13 protein-coding genes are annotated in these 13,860 nt (G+C 65.6%); 6 read left to right on the forward strand and 7 right to left on the reverse strand.

The genetic code is table 11. From position 1 onward, the window contains the following. Positions 1–49: 49 nt before the first annotated feature. The 3 genes from DW355_RS13130 to DW355_RS13140 are packed head-to-tail and all read right to left on the reverse strand — an operon-like array spanning position 50 to position 3,875. A complete protein-coding gene (locus DW355_RS13130) occupies positions 50–964 on the reverse strand; it encodes an NAD(P)-dependent oxidoreductase (protein WP_131280694.1) in 915 nt (304 codons plus the stop codon). Then, positions 961–2,982 carry a bifunctional 5-dehydro-2-deoxygluconokinase/5-dehydro-2-deoxyphosphogluconate aldolase gene (locus DW355_RS13135; RefSeq protein WP_207388024.1) on the reverse strand — a complete coding sequence of 674 codons (2,022 nt, stop codon included), beginning with the start codon at positions 2,980–2,982 and terminating at the stop codon, positions 961–963. Before DW355_RS13135 ends, DW355_RS13130 begins: the two co-directional genes overlap by 4 nt. Continuing rightward, positions 2,979–3,875: a MurR/RpiR family transcriptional regulator gene (locus DW355_RS13140; protein WP_131280696.1), complete on the reverse strand. Its 897-nt coding sequence runs from the start codon at positions 3,873–3,875 to the stop codon at positions 2,979–2,981. The genes DW355_RS13135 and DW355_RS13140 overlap by 4 nt, the downstream gene beginning before the upstream one ends. 82 nt (positions 3,876–3,957) lie before the next feature. Between DW355_RS13140 and DW355_RS13145 the strand changes: the two genes are divergently transcribed. From DW355_RS13145 to DW355_RS13160, 4 genes are read left to right on the forward strand one after another with little or no spacing between them, the layout of a single operon-like run. Further along, on the forward strand, positions 3,958–4,986 hold the full coding sequence (locus DW355_RS13145; protein ID WP_207388025.1) for a branched-chain amino acid ABC transporter permease: 1,029 nt from the start codon (positions 3,958–3,960) through the stop codon (positions 4,984–4,986). 2 nt (positions 4,987–4,988) lie between these two features. Next, positions 4,989–5,735: an ABC transporter ATP-binding protein gene (locus DW355_RS13150; protein ID WP_131280698.1), complete on the forward strand. Its 747-nt coding sequence runs from the start codon at positions 4,989–4,991 to the stop codon at positions 5,733–5,735. Then, the gene (locus tag DW355_RS13155) at positions 5,732–6,460 is read left to right on the forward strand and encodes an ABC transporter ATP-binding protein (protein WP_131280700.1); all 729 of its coding nucleotides are present in this window, start codon (positions 5,732–5,734) and stop codon (positions 6,458–6,460) included. Before DW355_RS13150 ends, DW355_RS13155 begins: the two co-directional genes overlap by 4 nt. Position 6,461: 1 nt before the next feature. Beyond that, positions 6,462–7,094 carry an ATP-binding cassette domain-containing protein gene (locus DW355_RS13160; RefSeq protein WP_131280702.1) on the forward strand — a complete coding sequence of 211 codons (633 nt, stop codon included), beginning with the start codon at positions 6,462–6,464 and terminating at the stop codon, positions 7,092–7,094. A 17-nt stretch (positions 7,095–7,111) separates the two neighbouring features. On the opposite strand, the gene DW355_RS13165 is transcribed toward DW355_RS13160, so the two are convergent. Both DW355_RS13165 and DW355_RS13170 read right to left on the reverse strand, forming a co-directional pair. Continuing rightward, complete coding sequence (locus DW355_RS13165) at positions 7,112–8,089, reverse strand: Bug family tripartite tricarboxylate transporter substrate binding protein (RefSeq protein WP_242671156.1); 978 nt, start codon at positions 8,087–8,089, stop codon at positions 7,112–7,114. 33 nt (positions 8,090–8,122) lie between these two features. Then, positions 8,123–9,157: an amidohydrolase family protein gene (locus tag DW355_RS13170; RefSeq protein ID WP_131280704.1), complete on the reverse strand. Its 1,035-nt coding sequence runs from the start codon at positions 9,155–9,157 to the stop codon at positions 8,123–8,125. Between the two features lie 85 nt (positions 9,158–9,242). Here DW355_RS13170 and DW355_RS13175 point away from each other — a divergent pair, with 85 nt between their 5' ends. After that, a complete protein-coding gene (locus tag DW355_RS13175; RefSeq protein ID WP_131280706.1) occupies positions 9,243–10,202 on the forward strand; it encodes a LysR family transcriptional regulator in 960 nt (319 codons plus the stop codon). Here DW355_RS13175 and DW355_RS13180 read toward each other — a convergent pair whose 3' ends face one another. After that, positions 10,203–12,320, reverse strand: coding sequence for an NADPH-dependent 2,4-dienoyl-CoA reductase (locus DW355_RS13180; RefSeq protein ID WP_131280708.1), 2,118 nt, complete (start codon positions 12,318–12,320; stop codon positions 10,203–10,205). A 137-nt stretch (positions 12,321–12,457) separates the two neighbouring features. Here DW355_RS13180 and DW355_RS17815 point away from each other — a divergent pair, with 137 nt between their 5' ends. After that, positions 12,458–12,628 carry a hypothetical protein gene (locus tag DW355_RS17815; RefSeq protein ID WP_165493195.1) on the forward strand — a complete coding sequence of 57 codons (171 nt, stop codon included), beginning with the start codon at positions 12,458–12,460 and terminating at the stop codon, positions 12,626–12,628. A 129-nt stretch (positions 12,629–12,757) separates the two neighbouring features. Here DW355_RS17815 and DW355_RS13185 read toward each other — a convergent pair whose 3' ends face one another. Continuing rightward, positions 12,758–13,750 (reverse strand): isopenicillin N synthase family dioxygenase, encoded by a 993-nt coding sequence (locus DW355_RS13185; RefSeq protein WP_131280710.1) that lies wholly within the window; start codon positions 13,748–13,750, stop codon positions 12,758–12,760. Between the last annotated feature and the right edge of the window lie 110 nt (positions 13,751–13,860).

The raw sequence follows: 13,860 nt of genomic DNA on the forward strand, positions 1-13,860 counted from the left end.
AATGAACGCAGGCGGTCTACTTGCCGCCTTGTGCCTTAGGAACTCTTGCTTAGGAAATTTTGGTCTTGGCGGTCACGATGGCGACGCCGTTGAGCTTTTCCTGGGCCACGAGCAGGGACGCGATGAACTGCTCGCCCAAGCCCAGATTGCTCGCCTGCACGAAGCTCTGGTGCGCCGCCTCGGCCAGAAAACTGGTGGTGGGCAGCGTCTCCGTGAGGTGCGTGTAGTAGCGAAGATCTTTCTGACCGTTGGCGATGGCGAACTTCAGACCACCCAGGTCACCCTGCAAGGCCTTGCCCACCATCATTTGGAAGATCCCCGAGTTCACGCCACCGGCGGACACCACGTCGAACAGCTTCTGCAGGGACAGGCCTGACTTGGCCGCCGTGGCCATGGCCTCGGCGATGGCGGCCGCCGTGGTCATGGCCAGCATGTTGTTGATCAGCTTGAGCACATGCCCGTGACCGGGCGGCCCGACGTGGATCACGTTCTCGCAGAAGGCTGACAGGATGGAACGCACCTTCTCGAAATCCGAGGGATGCGCGCCGACCATGGTGTTGAGACGTCCCTCCTCCGCTTCCTTGGGCGTACGGGCCAGGGGGGCGTCGACGTAGACCGCGCCGCGCTGCGCGAAAGCCTCGCGGATGCGCGCGGTGGAGGCCGGCTCGGCGGTGGAGCAGTCGATCACCAGCAGCCCCGGCTCGGCCACGGCCAGCAGGCCACCGTCGCCGAACACGATCTGCTCAACCTGCGGCGATCCGGTCACGCACACGATGACCGCGGCGGCACCGCGCGCCAGTTCCGCGCGACTGCCGACCTCGACGGCGCCCATCGCCAGCAGATCGTCCAGGTTGTCACGCGAGCGATGCGCCATGAAGCGCAAGCCGTACCCCTTTTTGAGCAAGTTCATGGCCATGCCATGTCCCATCATGCCCAGCCCGATGAATCCGATCGTTGCGCTCATGGCGTCATCTCCTGTGTGTCGATCCGCAAAGTCCCCGCAGCCTCCGGTCCGACGGCCTGGCTGTCCTGCCAGAGCCGGATCAGTCGCCGGTAGCGCGTGGCCACCTGGGCCACGACGCCAGCGTCGTCCAGTTCGCCAGCAAACCAGGCAGAGGCGGCCTCGGCGAACAGCGTGCGCCCCACCGCAAAGCCCTTGCAAAGCGGCTGGCCGGCCGCCGCCCGGAAGCCATGCCAGAGTTGTTCTTCGCTGGCCTCAAGGCCCAGCAACAGCACACCCCGGCACAACGGGTCGTGACGCGTGATGGTTTCGGTGAGCAGGGCCCAGCCCGTCATGTCCGGCGGCGGCAATTTCCACCAGTCCGGCCGCACGTCAGCCGCGTAGATCTGCTGCACGCCGCGCGCCACCGTGTCGCTGCCAGCGGGCAGATCGCGCGGCGGTATCAGCTCGAGCAGCAGCTCGTGCCCGGTGCCTTGGCAGGCTCGCGCCAAGGCCTGCACGGAGGCGATCTGCCGCATGGCCAGGCCCATCTCGTCGTCCGGGTGATGCGCAAGCAGGCACTTCACCACCTGCTCCGCGGGCCAACTCCTGAGCGCAAGCGCCAGTTGGTCCCCGTCTTCAAAGGCCAGGGGCCTTGAGCCCGGCAACTCGACCGGCCGGCCGATCCACAGGCCCGTGCCCGTCAGCCGGTTGAGCACCGCGCCGCCGTAGCGGCCATCCACGATCACTCCGGGGCCGGGCAATGCCACGGTACCGGTTGCCCCGGCGAGCCTCTGTTCGGCTTGTTCGAGCGCGTACCCCTGCTCGGCGGCCTGCGCGACCAGTTGCTTGAAACGCGCGATGCGCTGCGCATTCGCGCCGGAACGCATCGCCAGATCTTCCAGTTGCGCGCGGTGGTCGAAGGCCAAGATCGCCAGAAAAGGAGGCACCGCCGCCCGCGTGCTGGCGCGGTGCAGATGCTCCAGCAGCGTGTCCTCGCGCAGGCGCATGCAGCGCGAGCCGTGCGCGAGAAAGTGGCTGAGTTCGATCCAGCTCGGCATGGCGGGCGCGCACCCGTGTCGCGACACCACGAGGGCCCCACAGGCGTTGGCATAACGCAGCGCGTCACCCAAGGGCTCGTCGCGAACCCATCCACGCAGCAAGCCGGCCATGAAGGCATCACCAGCGCCGAGCACGTTGAACACCTCGATCGGAAAACCGGGGCCTTGCACCGCGTCGTTCAGGTCGTCCGCGATCGCGCCGGGAAAAGCGGAACACCCCATGGGGCCGCGTTTCATGACGATCAAAGCCGACGTCACTGCGCGGATCCTGCGCAGCGCCGCCACCGTGTCTTCGCTGCCGCCCGCGATGTGCACCTCCTCCTCGGTCCCCACCACCAGATCGCACAAGGGCAACACGGACTGGATTTCGCCGCTGACGGACGGAGATGCCACGTAACGCTGTTCGCCCATGCCCAGCGAGGTCAAGCCCCACAGCACCGGCCGGTAGTCGATGTCAAGCACCACCCGAGTACCCGCTGCCCGTGCGGCGTGCATCGCGCGCAGACAGGCCCCGCGCGTATCCGGGTGCGACAGATGGGTGCCGCTGATCAGGAGCGCACGCGAGGCCGCGATGCACGCCGGGTTGACGTGCTCCGCCTTGAGTCCCATGTCGGCGCAATGCTGGCGGTAGAACAACAAAGGAAATGTGTCCTGGTCCTTGAGACCGAGGAACACCAGGGCCGTCAGTCGTTGAGGGTCGATGCCGACCTGAGAGACATCCACGCCCTCACGTTGCAAGGCCTCGCGCACGAAACGGCCGTTGTGCTCGTCGCCGACGCGGCTGATCATGCCCACCCGCAAGCCTAGCCGGGCCGCCCCCACGGCGGTGTTGGCGGGTGACCCACCGAGATAACGCGCGAAGGTCTGAACGTCTTCCAGGCGCGCGCCGATCTGCTCGCCATACAAGTCAACCGCTGCTCGCCCAAGGCAAAGCACATCGAAGGACCGCGCCTTTTCAGAATATTCCTGGATCAGACTCACGTGTTCTCCCCCTTCCTGGCCGTTGATCGTTGCGCAATCGCCGACCGCGCCCCGGCCTTACGCCCTGGCGAGGGCTTCTTGGCCAGTTCATGGCCGGTGCCGATCACCAGGGCCTGCGCCAGGCACAGGGGCGCGACCAGCGAGCGGAAAGCTGCGTCCGGCCCTTGCCCCAGCTCGAAGCAGACAGTGGCATGAGGCTTGAGCGGCGAGAGCGCGAAGTCGGTGATCGCGATGACGGTGATGCCGCGCGCGCGCGCCTGCTCGGCCGCCTGGACCACGTCCTGCGAATAGTTCTTGAAGCTGGCCACGAGCAACAGTTCGCCGGGCTCCATCTGGCGGAGCGCGTCCACCAGCATGCCGCCCACACCGTCCACCAGTTGCGCCTTGATGTCCAGTTGTGATAAGGCATAGGCCAGGTAACAGGCCACCGGAAACGCACGTCGCTGCGCCAGCACCTGCACACGCGTGGCCCGACTGATCAATCGGGTCGCTTCGGCAAGATCCTTGGAGCGCACGTTGTCTTCCAGCGCACCGAGATCAGCCATGCCGTTGACGACAAACTGATGCAGCACACCCGCCTCGGGCATGCCCGAACCGTTGGAACGGCGGATCACGTCGATGCGGTCGCGGTAGGTACCCACCCGGTCCAGCAATCGCGCGCGGAACAGCTGTTGCATCTCGGTGAAGCCCGCGAAACCGAGCGTGTTCGCAAACCGGATCAACGCCGAAGGCTGAACCCCGACCGCCTCGGCCACGGTCGCCACGGTGCCCAGGGCCAGATCGTCCGGGCTTTCCAGCACGAACTGGGCGATCTGCTGCTGCTGCTTGGTCAGGCGTGCGTAGGCCTCGGAAACGGCGTCGGCGAATTCCTCGAACGTGGCGGCTCTTGTCATGAAATAGAACAGAAAAACTTGATTAACAAAATAATAGAACGTATATTCTCATCTGTCCAGAATCTTTTTTCCATCGTTTTCCATGACCCCTCATCAAAAGCCTGCCGCGCTGATCACCGCCCCCATGGCCGTGACCGTGCTCTTGCTGGCCAGCACGCCGCTGTGGCTCAAGAGCGCCGGTCTGTACCAGTACCTGGCCCTGGAAATCACGATCTGGATGCTGTTTGCCCTGGCCCACAACCTGCTGCTCGGCTACGGCGGCATGCCCTCCTTCGGGCACGGTGCCTATTTCGGCGTGGGGGCCTACGCCTGCGGCCTGCTGCAACAGCAAGCCGGGGCCGGTCTGCTCACGGGCCTCGCGGGTTGCGCGCTGACCGCGGCCCTGGTCGGCGCGGTGGTGGCCACCTTCATCTCGCACCGCCGGGGCATCTATTACGCGCTGCTGACGATCGCCTTCGGCCAACTGATGTGGTTCATCGCGATCAAGTGGCACGGCCTGACCGGTGGCGAGGATGGCCTGCTCAACATCCAGCGACCGCCACTGCGACTTGCCGGCCTGGATCTGTCGCTGGCCAGCAATGAGGCTCTCTTCAATTTCGTGCTGTTCATCTTCGCGCTGGTGCTGGTTTTTCTGTGGCGGCTCATCCACTCGCCCTATGGGCGCGTGCTGCGCGCCATCAAGCAGAACGAGATGCGCGCGAGTTTCGTGGGCCACAACGTCTGGCTCTACAAATGGAGCGCCTTCGTCATCTCGGCGGCGCTGTCGGGCCTGGCCGGCGGCCTGTTCGCGCTGGCCCAGCAATCGGCCTACCCGAATGTGATGAGCCTGCACAACTCGGGCTTCGTGGTGATGATGGTGTTGATCGGCGGCGGCCTGGTAAGTTTCTGGGGCCCGGTGATCGGCGCGCTGGTGTTCATCCTCGCGCGTGATCTGCTGGGCGCCTACACCGAAACTTGGCTGCTCTGGTACGGCCTGCTGTTCATGGCCATCGTGCTCTACCAGCCCAACGGCATGGCCGGCGCCTGGCGCAACGGCATCGAACGCTGGCGCGCGTCGCGCCTGACGACGCAACGCCCCGCCACCGTGCAAACCCAGCCACGGGAGGCCTGAACATGGCATTGTTCGAAGCCACGCAGATCCACAAACGCTTCGGCGACCAGGTCGTCCTGGAGAGCGTGTCCCTTGCCTTCGAAGAGGGCCAGCTGTCCGGGATCATGGGGCCCAACGGCGCGGGCAAGACCACCTGTTTCAACGTGTTGACGGGACGCTTCGCTCCCGATCGTGGCAACGTGCAGTTCGCAGGGCGGGACATCACGCGCAAGTCACCGCGCGAGATCGCCCGTCTGGGGGTGGCGCGCTCCTTCCAGATCATGAACCTCTTCAATGAGGACAGCGCCATCGACAACATCGTCGTGGCGCTGAAGTCGGTGCAAGCGCATGCTTGGTCGGTCTGGCGCGACCTGGGACGTGACACCGCCGCCTACGACGAGGCGGCCGAGATCCTGCGCGAAATCGGCTTGACCGGCAAGGAGAACATGTCCTGCCGCCGTCTGTCCTACGGCGAACGGCGGGCACTGGAAATCGGCGTCGCGCTGGCCGCGCGCCCGCGCATCCTCTTCCTGGACGAGCCCACCGCCGGACTGGGCGCGGAGGGCACGGCCCGGCTACTCGATCTGGTGGCTCAGCTCAAGCGCAAGACCACCATCGTCATCATCGAGCACGACATGAACTTTCTCTTCCGCCTCGCCGACAGGATTTCCGTGATCCACTGGGGACAGGTCATTGCCCAGGGTTCGCCCGCCCAACTGCGCGACAACCCGTGGGTGCAGCGGTCCAGCCTGGGAAGGCAGCCCGCATGAACACCGTAACCACCTCGCGACTCACGCCACTGTTGCGCGTGGAGAACCTGGAGACTTTTTACGGCGAATCCCAGGTGCTGTTCGGCGCCTCGCTAGATGTAGCCGCCGGCGAAGTCCTGGCCCTGCTGGGCCCCAACGGCGCCGGCAAGACCACCACACTGCGATCCATCCTGGGCCTGACCCCTGCGGCCCGTGGCCGCATCGAGTTCGACGGTCAGGACATCACGCGACAGGCCACCCACCACATCGCTGCGCTGGGCGTGGGCTGGGTGCCTGACGATCGGCGGGTCTTTCCCACGCTCACGGTGGCACGCAACCTCGAGATCGCGCACAAGTCCACCCGCTTTCGCGCCTGGAAACTGGGCGAATGCTTCGAAATCTTCTCGGCCATGGAATACCTGATGGCGCGCGAATGCGAGAACCTCTCCGGCGGCGAGATGCAGATGGTGGCGATCTCGCGCGTGCTGATGGGCGCGCCGGGCCTGGTGCTGTTCGATGAACCAAGCCAAGGCCTGGCACCCAAGGTGGTGCAGGACGTGATGGCCACGATCCGCCGCCTCAAGAGCGAAGGGGTCGCCGTAGTGCTGGTGGAGCAGAACGTGGCCAGCGCGCTGGCCGTCGCCGACCGGGTATGTGTCATGCAGGCCGGGCGCATCGTCCACGCCTGCGACGCCGAACAACTGCGGCGCGATGCCGTCCTGCAACGCCGCTGGCTGGGAATCTGAGATGCACACACCGCTTCTGCAAGTCCAGGGACTCGTCAAGCGCTATCGGCGCGGCTGGCTGCGGCCCCGGACCACCTTCGAGTTGCAGGCCGATTTCAGCATCGACGGCCCCACCATTCTGGGCGTGATGGGCGCCAATGGGGCAGGCAAGACCACGCTCTTCGAACTCATCACAGGTGGCAACCAGCCCAGCGCTGGCCGAGTGCTCGTGAGCGGACAGGACATCCACCGCACCCGCTATGAGGAACGCGACCGCGTGGCCCTGCACTACCACCAGTCCTATCAGTTGCGTGCCTTCCGCCGCACACGGCCTTCGTTCATGCTGGAGCGCGCGCTGAGCAGCCGCGCCCTCGTGCACCTCTTCGACGAACCTCAGTTCAACACGCAGGACGGTTACATCGGCTTCATGCTGGACTTCTTCCGCAAGCTGCGCAGCGAAGGACGCCTGGTTGTCCTGTGCCTGCACCCGAACGAACCGGTGCACCTGGAAATACTGGCTGAGGTCTGCGAACGCTTCGTCTTCGTGCAGAAGGACAGTGAGCGCGTGAGCCGGCTCACGTTCGCCGACGACCTACGGACGCTGAGCCGGCAGGCACCGGTCGCCGCCTACCTAGGCGACCTGGCGCCGACCTAGGAACGGCGGACGTTCGTTCAGTCGATCTTCGCGCCCGAGTCCTTGATGACCTTCGCCCACTTGACCGTCTCGCTCTTCATGAAAGCGGTCAGTTCCTCCGGCGTGCTGGGCATGGGCTCCAAGCCGGCGGCCGAGAAACGCTCGCGCACGTCGGCGGAACGCAGCACAGCCACCAGTTCGGTGTTGAGTCGCTTCACGACTGCAGCCGGCGTTTTGGCGGGCGCGAGGATGGCGAACCAGCCACTGGACTCAAAACCTGGCAGGCCGGACTCGGCCAGCGTGGGCATGTCCGGCGCGAGCGCGGACCGCTTCTTGTCCATCACGCCGATCACCTTGAGGCGGCCCGACTGGATCTGCGGCTTGATGGTCGTGATGTCGGCGATGGCCAGCGAGGTTTCATTGCCCATCGCGGCCAGCACCGCCGGGCCGCTGCCCTTGTAGGGCACATGAGTGATGTCCACGCCCCCCATGGACTTGAGCAATTCACCCGACAGGTGCATGGCCGTGCCATTGCCGCCCGAGGCGTAGGTCAGCTTGCCCGGCTCTTTCTTCGCGAGTTCGATCACGTCCTTGACCGTCTTCGCGGGCAATTCGGTGCCGGCCACCAGCACGAAGGGGCTGGCGCCGAAGCCGGTGACGGGCACGAAGTCACGCTGCGGATCATAGGACAGGGTCTTGTAGAGCGAGGGGTTGGCCGTCAGGCCGCCCGCCGAAGCCAGCACGATGGTGTAGCCATCGGGCGCGGCCTTGGCCACGATCCCCAGGCCCACGCCACCGCCGGCCCCCGGTTTGTTGTCCACCACCACGGGCTGGCCCAGGCGCTCGGACAACTTCGGCGCCACGATGCGCGCGGCCGCGTCGCTGCTGCCGCCCGGCGGGAAGGTCACCACCAGCTTGATCGGGCTGGTGGGCCAGGCCTGAGCCATGGCAACGCCCGTGAATCCGAGCAGCGCGCCGAGCGCCAGATAACGACGTGTTTGGGAAAATTTATTCACGCTTGTCTCCTGTCCTGAGGTTGGATGTCGGATTTATAGCTTAAACAGGTTCACGGCATTGCTTTCGTAGAACATCTTCTTGTGTTCAGGTGTAAGCGGCAGCGCATCCATGGCGGCCACCTCGCCCAGTTCGTACTGGTAGGGATAGTCCATGGCGTACATCACGCGGTCCATGCCCATCTGCTGCTGCACGAAGCTGATGGCCGGTTCCCAGGCCATGCCGCTGGTCGTGTACCAGAAGTTCTCGCGCAGGTAGTCGCTGGGCTTCTTCTTCAGCGGCTTGACGCCCGGATGGCGGTTGGCGCGCACGATGCCCGCGTGCATGAAGTCGATGCGGTACAGCCAGAAAGGCAGGCCTTCGCCCAAGTGACCCAGCACGATCTTGAGCTTGGGGAAGCGGTCGAACACGCCCGAGATGATCAGGCGTAGCGCATGCAGACCGGTCTCGGCCTGGAAGCCGTAGATCGCGGCATCCATGCAGCGCGGCAGGAAGGGCTGGATCATCTCCTTCGGCGGCGTGTTGGGGTGGATGTAGAAGGGCACGTCCAGTGCCTCGGCCGCGGCGAACACATCCCAGTACTGCTCGTCATCCAGGTACGTTCCCATGGTGTGCGAGTTGACGACCGCGCCCTTGAGACCCAGCTTGGTCACGGCGCGTTCCAGTTCCTGCGCGGCCTTTTGTGGCGCGTGCGGTGCCACCGCGGCCAAACCCGCGTAGCGGTCCGGGTGCTTGCGGATGGTCTCGGCCAGTTGGTCGTTGGTGGACACGGCCAGGGCGGCGGCCTCGTCCGGGGCGAAGACCTGCACGCCAGGCGCGGTCAGCAGCAGCAGTTGCACATCCACGCCCGCGGCGTCCATGTCCGCCAGGCGACGCGCTTCCATGTCCTGGATGCGGTCACGCAGGTCCTTGGCGCGCGGCGCGTCGCTGGTGCCGAAGAAGCCCCAGAGGCTGAAAAAACCGGGGTCGTCCAGACTCTTGGTCTCGATGATCTTGCGGTAGCGCTGCACCAGTTCGGGCGTGGCCCAGGCTTCTTCCGTCGCGATGCGACGCCATGGTTTCTGACTCATCTTCATCTCCTTTGAGTCTGAATTAAACGCATCCATAATTCATCTGTAAATCGAAAAATTCAGAAGCATTCATGAATTTTCTTCAATGACAACGCCCTTCTCCCCTACCATCCGCCAACTGCGTGCCTTCAAGGCGGTCTACCAGCTGCGCAAGCTCGGCGCGGCGGCGGAACAGCTGTCGCTGACGCAATCCGCCGTGAGCGTGCTGATCCGCCAACTGGAGGATGGTCTGGGCGCGAGGCTGTTCGACCGCACCACCCGTTCACTGCAAACCACCCAGGCCGGCCAGGACGCCATCGAGGTGGTGGAACGCATCCTGCGTGACGTGGACACCCTGGGCTCCAGCTTCATGGACCTGCGCGCCCACCAGCGCGGTCGGGTCTGCATCGCCATCACGCCCACGCTGGCCAGCATGCTGCTGCCCGAAGTCATCCAGACCTTCAGCGCCCGTTACCCGCATATACAAACCCTGGTGGACGACGTGGCGCCCGATCAGTTCGTCAGCCGGGTGGTCGGCGAGCATGTGGACTTCGGCATCGGTACGCCGGAGCGCGCGGGCGGCGAGATCGAGCAGCAGCCCCTGATGCGCGACACGTTCTGCTTGGTCTGCGCGCACGGCCACCCGCTGGCGGGACTCAAGCAAGTGCGATGGGCCGACCTGGACGGTCAGCCGATGATCACCGGCCGTCCAGGCTACGGCGTGCGCCATCTGATCGAGACCAGCGCGGCCCGCGCGGGTGTGCGGCTGAACGTGGTGGGGGAAGTGTCTTTCCAGTCCACGGCCCTCTGGCTGGCGCGCAGTGGCCAGGCCGTGGCGCTGGTTCCGACGGCCTATGCGCAGTGCCTGGCCCATCCGGACCTGTTGATCAAGCCCTTGCGCCAACCCGTGGTCTCGCGCGACATCTACTTGGTCAGCAAGCGCGGCCGTTCGCTGTCGTTGGCCTGCCAAAGCTTCATCCAGGTGCTGCGCGAGGAACTGGCCGCGGGTCGCGCCATGCCGCAGGTTGGCAAAGTGGTGGTGCCCAAGGCCACGCGCAAGACCTGATCAGAGACGCGCGGCCAGCCGCGCGGCCTGGTCGATGGCGCGCTTGGCGTCCAATTCACCGGCCTCGAAGGCCCCACCGATCAGGTGCAGGTCCTGGCCCGGTATGCGACCCCGGGCCTGCAATTCGTCGAAAACCGAGCGCTGAGAAATCTGCCCGGCGCAGAGCACCACGGTGTCGCAGTCCAGCCATTGCGGGTCTGCGCGCCCCTCACCCCGCGTGATGGCCAGGCCCCAGCCCGCGCGCCTGCCCGCGCCCTCGGGATGCTCACCGATGCGCTCGTAGTTCACGCCGCCTTCCATGCGCACCCGCTTCATCTTGAGCGCGGCACGGTGGATCCACCCCGTGGTCTTGCCGAGCTTGTCGCCCAGCTTGCCGCGCTTGCGCTGCAGCAGCGTCACCTCCCGCGTAGATGCGGGCGGCTGCGGGCCTTGGGGCGCCAGCCCACCCGCCGCTTGCGCCGGGTCCGCTACGCCCCATTCGGCCAACCAGGCTGGCAGGTCCAGCGCCGTGGAATGGCCCTCGCTGGTCAGGAACTCGGCCACATCGAAGCCAATCCCCCCTGCGCCGACGATGGCCACCTTGCGGCCCACGGGTTTTGTGCCCTGGAGCACATCCACATAGCTCATCACCCGCGCGTCGTCCTGCCCCGCGATCTTCGGGTCACGCGGCACAACACCGGTGGCGACCACCACCACGTCGTAGGCCAACAAGTCCTCGGCGCACGCTCGCGTGTTCAGGTGCAGGCGTACGCCCGTGGTGTCGATGCGGCGGCGCAGGTAGCGCAACATCTCGTGGAACTCTTCCTTGCCTGGCACTTGCTTGGCGAGGTTGAGCTGGCCACCGATGTCACCGGCCGCCTCGAACAGATGGACCTCGTGCCCGCGTTCGGCGGCGATCGCGGCGGCTGTCGCGCCCGCCGGGCCCGCACCCACGATCGCAATGCGCTTCTTCGGCGCGCCGCTGTCCGTCAAAGGGTGATAAACCAGTTCGGTCTCGTGGCAGGCGCGTGGATTCACCAGGCAGCTCGTGAGCTTGTTCACGAAGATGTGGTCCAGGCAGGCTTGGTTGCAGGCAATGCAGGTGTTGATGTCCTCGGCCCGGCCCTCGGCCGCCTTGTTCACGAAGGCCGGATCGGCCAACAGCGGGCGCGCCATGGACACCATGTCCGCACTGCCATCGGCCAGCAGTTGCTCAGCCACCTCCGGCGTGTTGATGCGGTTGGACGTGACCAGGGGCGTGGTGATGCCCGCGGTGGCGAACTCGGCCTTCATCTTCTTCGTCACCCAGGCGAAGGCCGCGCGCGGCACGCTGGTGGCGATGGTAGGCACCCTGGCCTCGTGCCAGCCAATGCCGGTGTTGATGATGCTGGCGCCCCCCTGGGCCACGGCCTTGCCCAGGGTGACGACCTCGTCCCAACTGCTGCCGCCGGGCACCAGGTCAATCATCGAGAGTCGGTAGATCAGGATGAAATCCGATCCCACGGCCTCGCGCGTGCGCGCCACGATCTCCAGCGGCAGGCGCATGCGCTGGCTGTAGTCACCGCCCCAGGCATCGTCGCGGTGGTTGGTGTGCTTGGCGAGGAACTGGTTGATGAAGTACCCCTCGCTGCCCATGATCTCCACGCCGTCGTACCCGGCTTCGCGTGCCTTGACCGCGCAATTGACGAAAGCACGGATCTGCCGTTCCACACCGCGCGCGGACAACTCAAAGGGTTTGAAGGGCGAAATGGGCGATTTGATGGCCGAGGGTGCGACCGCCAGCGGGTGGTAGGCGTAACGCCCGGTGTGCAGGATCTGCAGGGCAATCTTGCCGCCGGCTTGGTGTACGGCCTTCGTGACGATTTGGTGCCGTCGCGCCGCACCCGAGGTGGACAAGGTGCCCGCGAAAGGTTTGGCCCAGCCCGCGATGTTGGGCGCGAAGCCGCCCGTCACCATCAAGCCGACGCCGCCTTCGGCGCGCTCGCGAAAGTAAGCCGCCAGCTTGCCGAGGTCGCGCCCGTCCTCCAGGCCGGTGTGCATGGAACCCATGAGCACGCGGTTCCTGAGTTGGGTGAAGCCCAGGTCCAGCGGGGCCAGCAGATGGGGATAAAGACCGTGGCGGGTGTCAGCGGGTGTCATGGTGGCCGCGATGGTAAGGCCAGGAGCCCCCGCACGGGTGGCTGTGTCAGACCCGGGCAAACCCGGCAGCAGCGCTGCTAAAATGCGCGTTTCTCGTTCGAGTCATACCAGAGTCACCCACCCCAAAAGGATTTGCCATGGGCAACAAGATCGTCACCGAAGCAGACCGCAAGGCCACTCCCCGCCCCGTTCCTCTCAACGGCTTTTCCCTGCCCACGGGCGGCCGCGGCCAGCGCGTCAGCCTGGAACGTGGCGTCGCCACGCGCAGCAAGAAGAACCCGGGCAAGCGTCCGAGCAAGGGTGGTTGATCCACAAGCGCTCCGCTCCCTGAAAAAAGGCCCTCGTCGAGGGCCTTTTGCATTTCGGAATCGATTCTGTGTTCACGCGGCCTTCGCCCCGACCGCGCTGCGCCACGGCACCCGAACGCCGCGCCGCACTCAGTACGCCTTGAAGTTCGCTGCCACCCGCTGCTTGAGGTAGTCCCCCGCCGTGATGGCAGGGTGCTTGCCTGCGGGACCCTCGATGACGGCGGATCGGTTGGCCTGCGCGAAGAAAGCGAGGCTGTAGCGCGGCCCCATGTACTCACCCGGCCGGGGATTGCGCACACGGTGAAAATTGCTGGGCAGGCGGTCGTCGCTCCAGCGCATCAGCATGTCGCCGATGTTGCAGGTGATGGCATCCCCATCGGGCGGGATCGGCGTCCAGGCCTGAGCCTCCATCTCCTTGCCGGGGCAGACCTCCAGGCCGCCCTGCCCTTGACGCTGGTAGAGCAGCGTGAGGCAATCGAAATCGGTGTGGGCGCCGGCGCGCCAGAGGTCCAGCTTGTCCTGCACCTCGGGCGGGATGGCGTAGTAATGCAGCAGGCGCAGCGTGCTCTGGTAATCGGATTGTTCGGGATCGTGCGCGCGCGTGAAGAAATCGTCGGCAAAACCCAGCTTGTGCGCGAAGCAGGACAGCACCTGCATGCCCACCGCCCAGCTCTTGCGCTCGAAGGCCAACAGGGTGGCCTGGAAGCCCGGCAGTTCAGTCTCGGTGGGCCAGAGCTCGGCCATGCGGGGCCGGGTAATCTGGTAGCTCTCCTTCTGGTCTGGCGTGCCAGTGGAGGGCCGCACCTGGGCGCGGCTTTCCCAGCCCACGTTGTGCGCCTTCTGGTGCGGATACTGCTGCTTCACCGACTCGGGCAAGGCGAAGAAACGCTCGGCCATGGCAAAGGCCGCCTGGATTTCCTCCGGGCGGATGCCGTGGTTAACGAGCTGGAAGAAACCGACATCCACCGCCGCATCCCAGAGTTGGTCGGCAATCTCGGCCTTGCGGGCCTCGAAGTCGGTAAGGTCGATGCGGCGGATCTCGCGCGCGGTGTCGAGCGTGCCTATCGCGCCCATGCGCGATTCTTTTTGCAGCTCGGTGAGGTCGTAGGCGGGTGCGGTCATGCAGATCTCCTGAAAGTTGAACTTCAAGAGCAATTTCCGGCCACGACCCGCGCATGCAGCACGAGCCGGGTGAACGCTTCTACTCCTGCCAGGAGACAAGCAAAGCCCGG

The sequence above is a fragment of the Hylemonella gracilis genome (assembly GCF_004328645.1).
Taxonomy (GTDB): domain Bacteria; phylum Pseudomonadota; class Gammaproteobacteria; order Burkholderiales; family Burkholderiaceae_C; genus Hylemonella; species Hylemonella gracilis_B.

Excerpts from the sequence above, each read along its gene's own strand:
- DW355_RS13170 (WP_131280704.1), bottom strand. The coding sequence starts at position 9,157 with ATGAGTCAGAAACCATGGCGTCGCATCGCGACGGAAGAAGCCTGGGCC.
- DW355_RS13155 (WP_131280700.1), top strand. The coding sequence starts at position 5,732 with ATGAACACCGTAACCACCTCGCGACTCACGCCACTGTTGCGCGTGGAG.
- DW355_RS13160 (WP_131280702.1), top strand. The coding sequence starts at position 6,462 with ATGCACACACCGCTTCTGCAAGTCCAGGGACTCGTCAAGCGCTATCGG.
- DW355_RS13140 (WP_131280696.1), bottom strand. The coding sequence starts at position 3,875 with ATGACAAGAGCCGCCACGTTCGAGGAATTCGCCGACGCCGTTTCCGAG.
- DW355_RS13175 (WP_131280706.1), top strand. The coding sequence starts at position 9,243 with ATGACAACGCCCTTCTCCCCTACCATCCGCCAACTGCGTGCCTTCAAG.
- DW355_RS13150 (WP_131280698.1), top strand. The coding sequence starts at position 4,989 with ATGGCATTGTTCGAAGCCACGCAGATCCACAAACGCTTCGGCGACCAG.
- DW355_RS13130 (WP_131280694.1), bottom strand. The coding sequence starts at position 964 with ATGAGCGCAACGATCGGATTCATCGGGCTGGGCATGATGGGACATGGC.
- DW355_RS17815 (WP_165493195.1), top strand. The coding sequence starts at position 12,458 with ATGGGCAACAAGATCGTCACCGAAGCAGACCGCAAGGCCACTCCCCGC.
- DW355_RS13185 (WP_131280710.1), bottom strand. The coding sequence starts at position 13,750 with ATGACCGCACCCGCCTACGACCTCACCGAGCTGCAAAAAGAATCGCGC.
- DW355_RS13145 (WP_207388025.1), top strand. The coding sequence starts at position 3,958 with ATGACCCCTCATCAAAAGCCTGCCGCGCTGATCACCGCCCCCATGGCC.
- DW355_RS13180 (WP_131280708.1), bottom strand. The coding sequence starts at position 12,320 with ATGACACCCGCTGACACCCGCCACGGTCTTTATCCCCATCTGCTGGCC.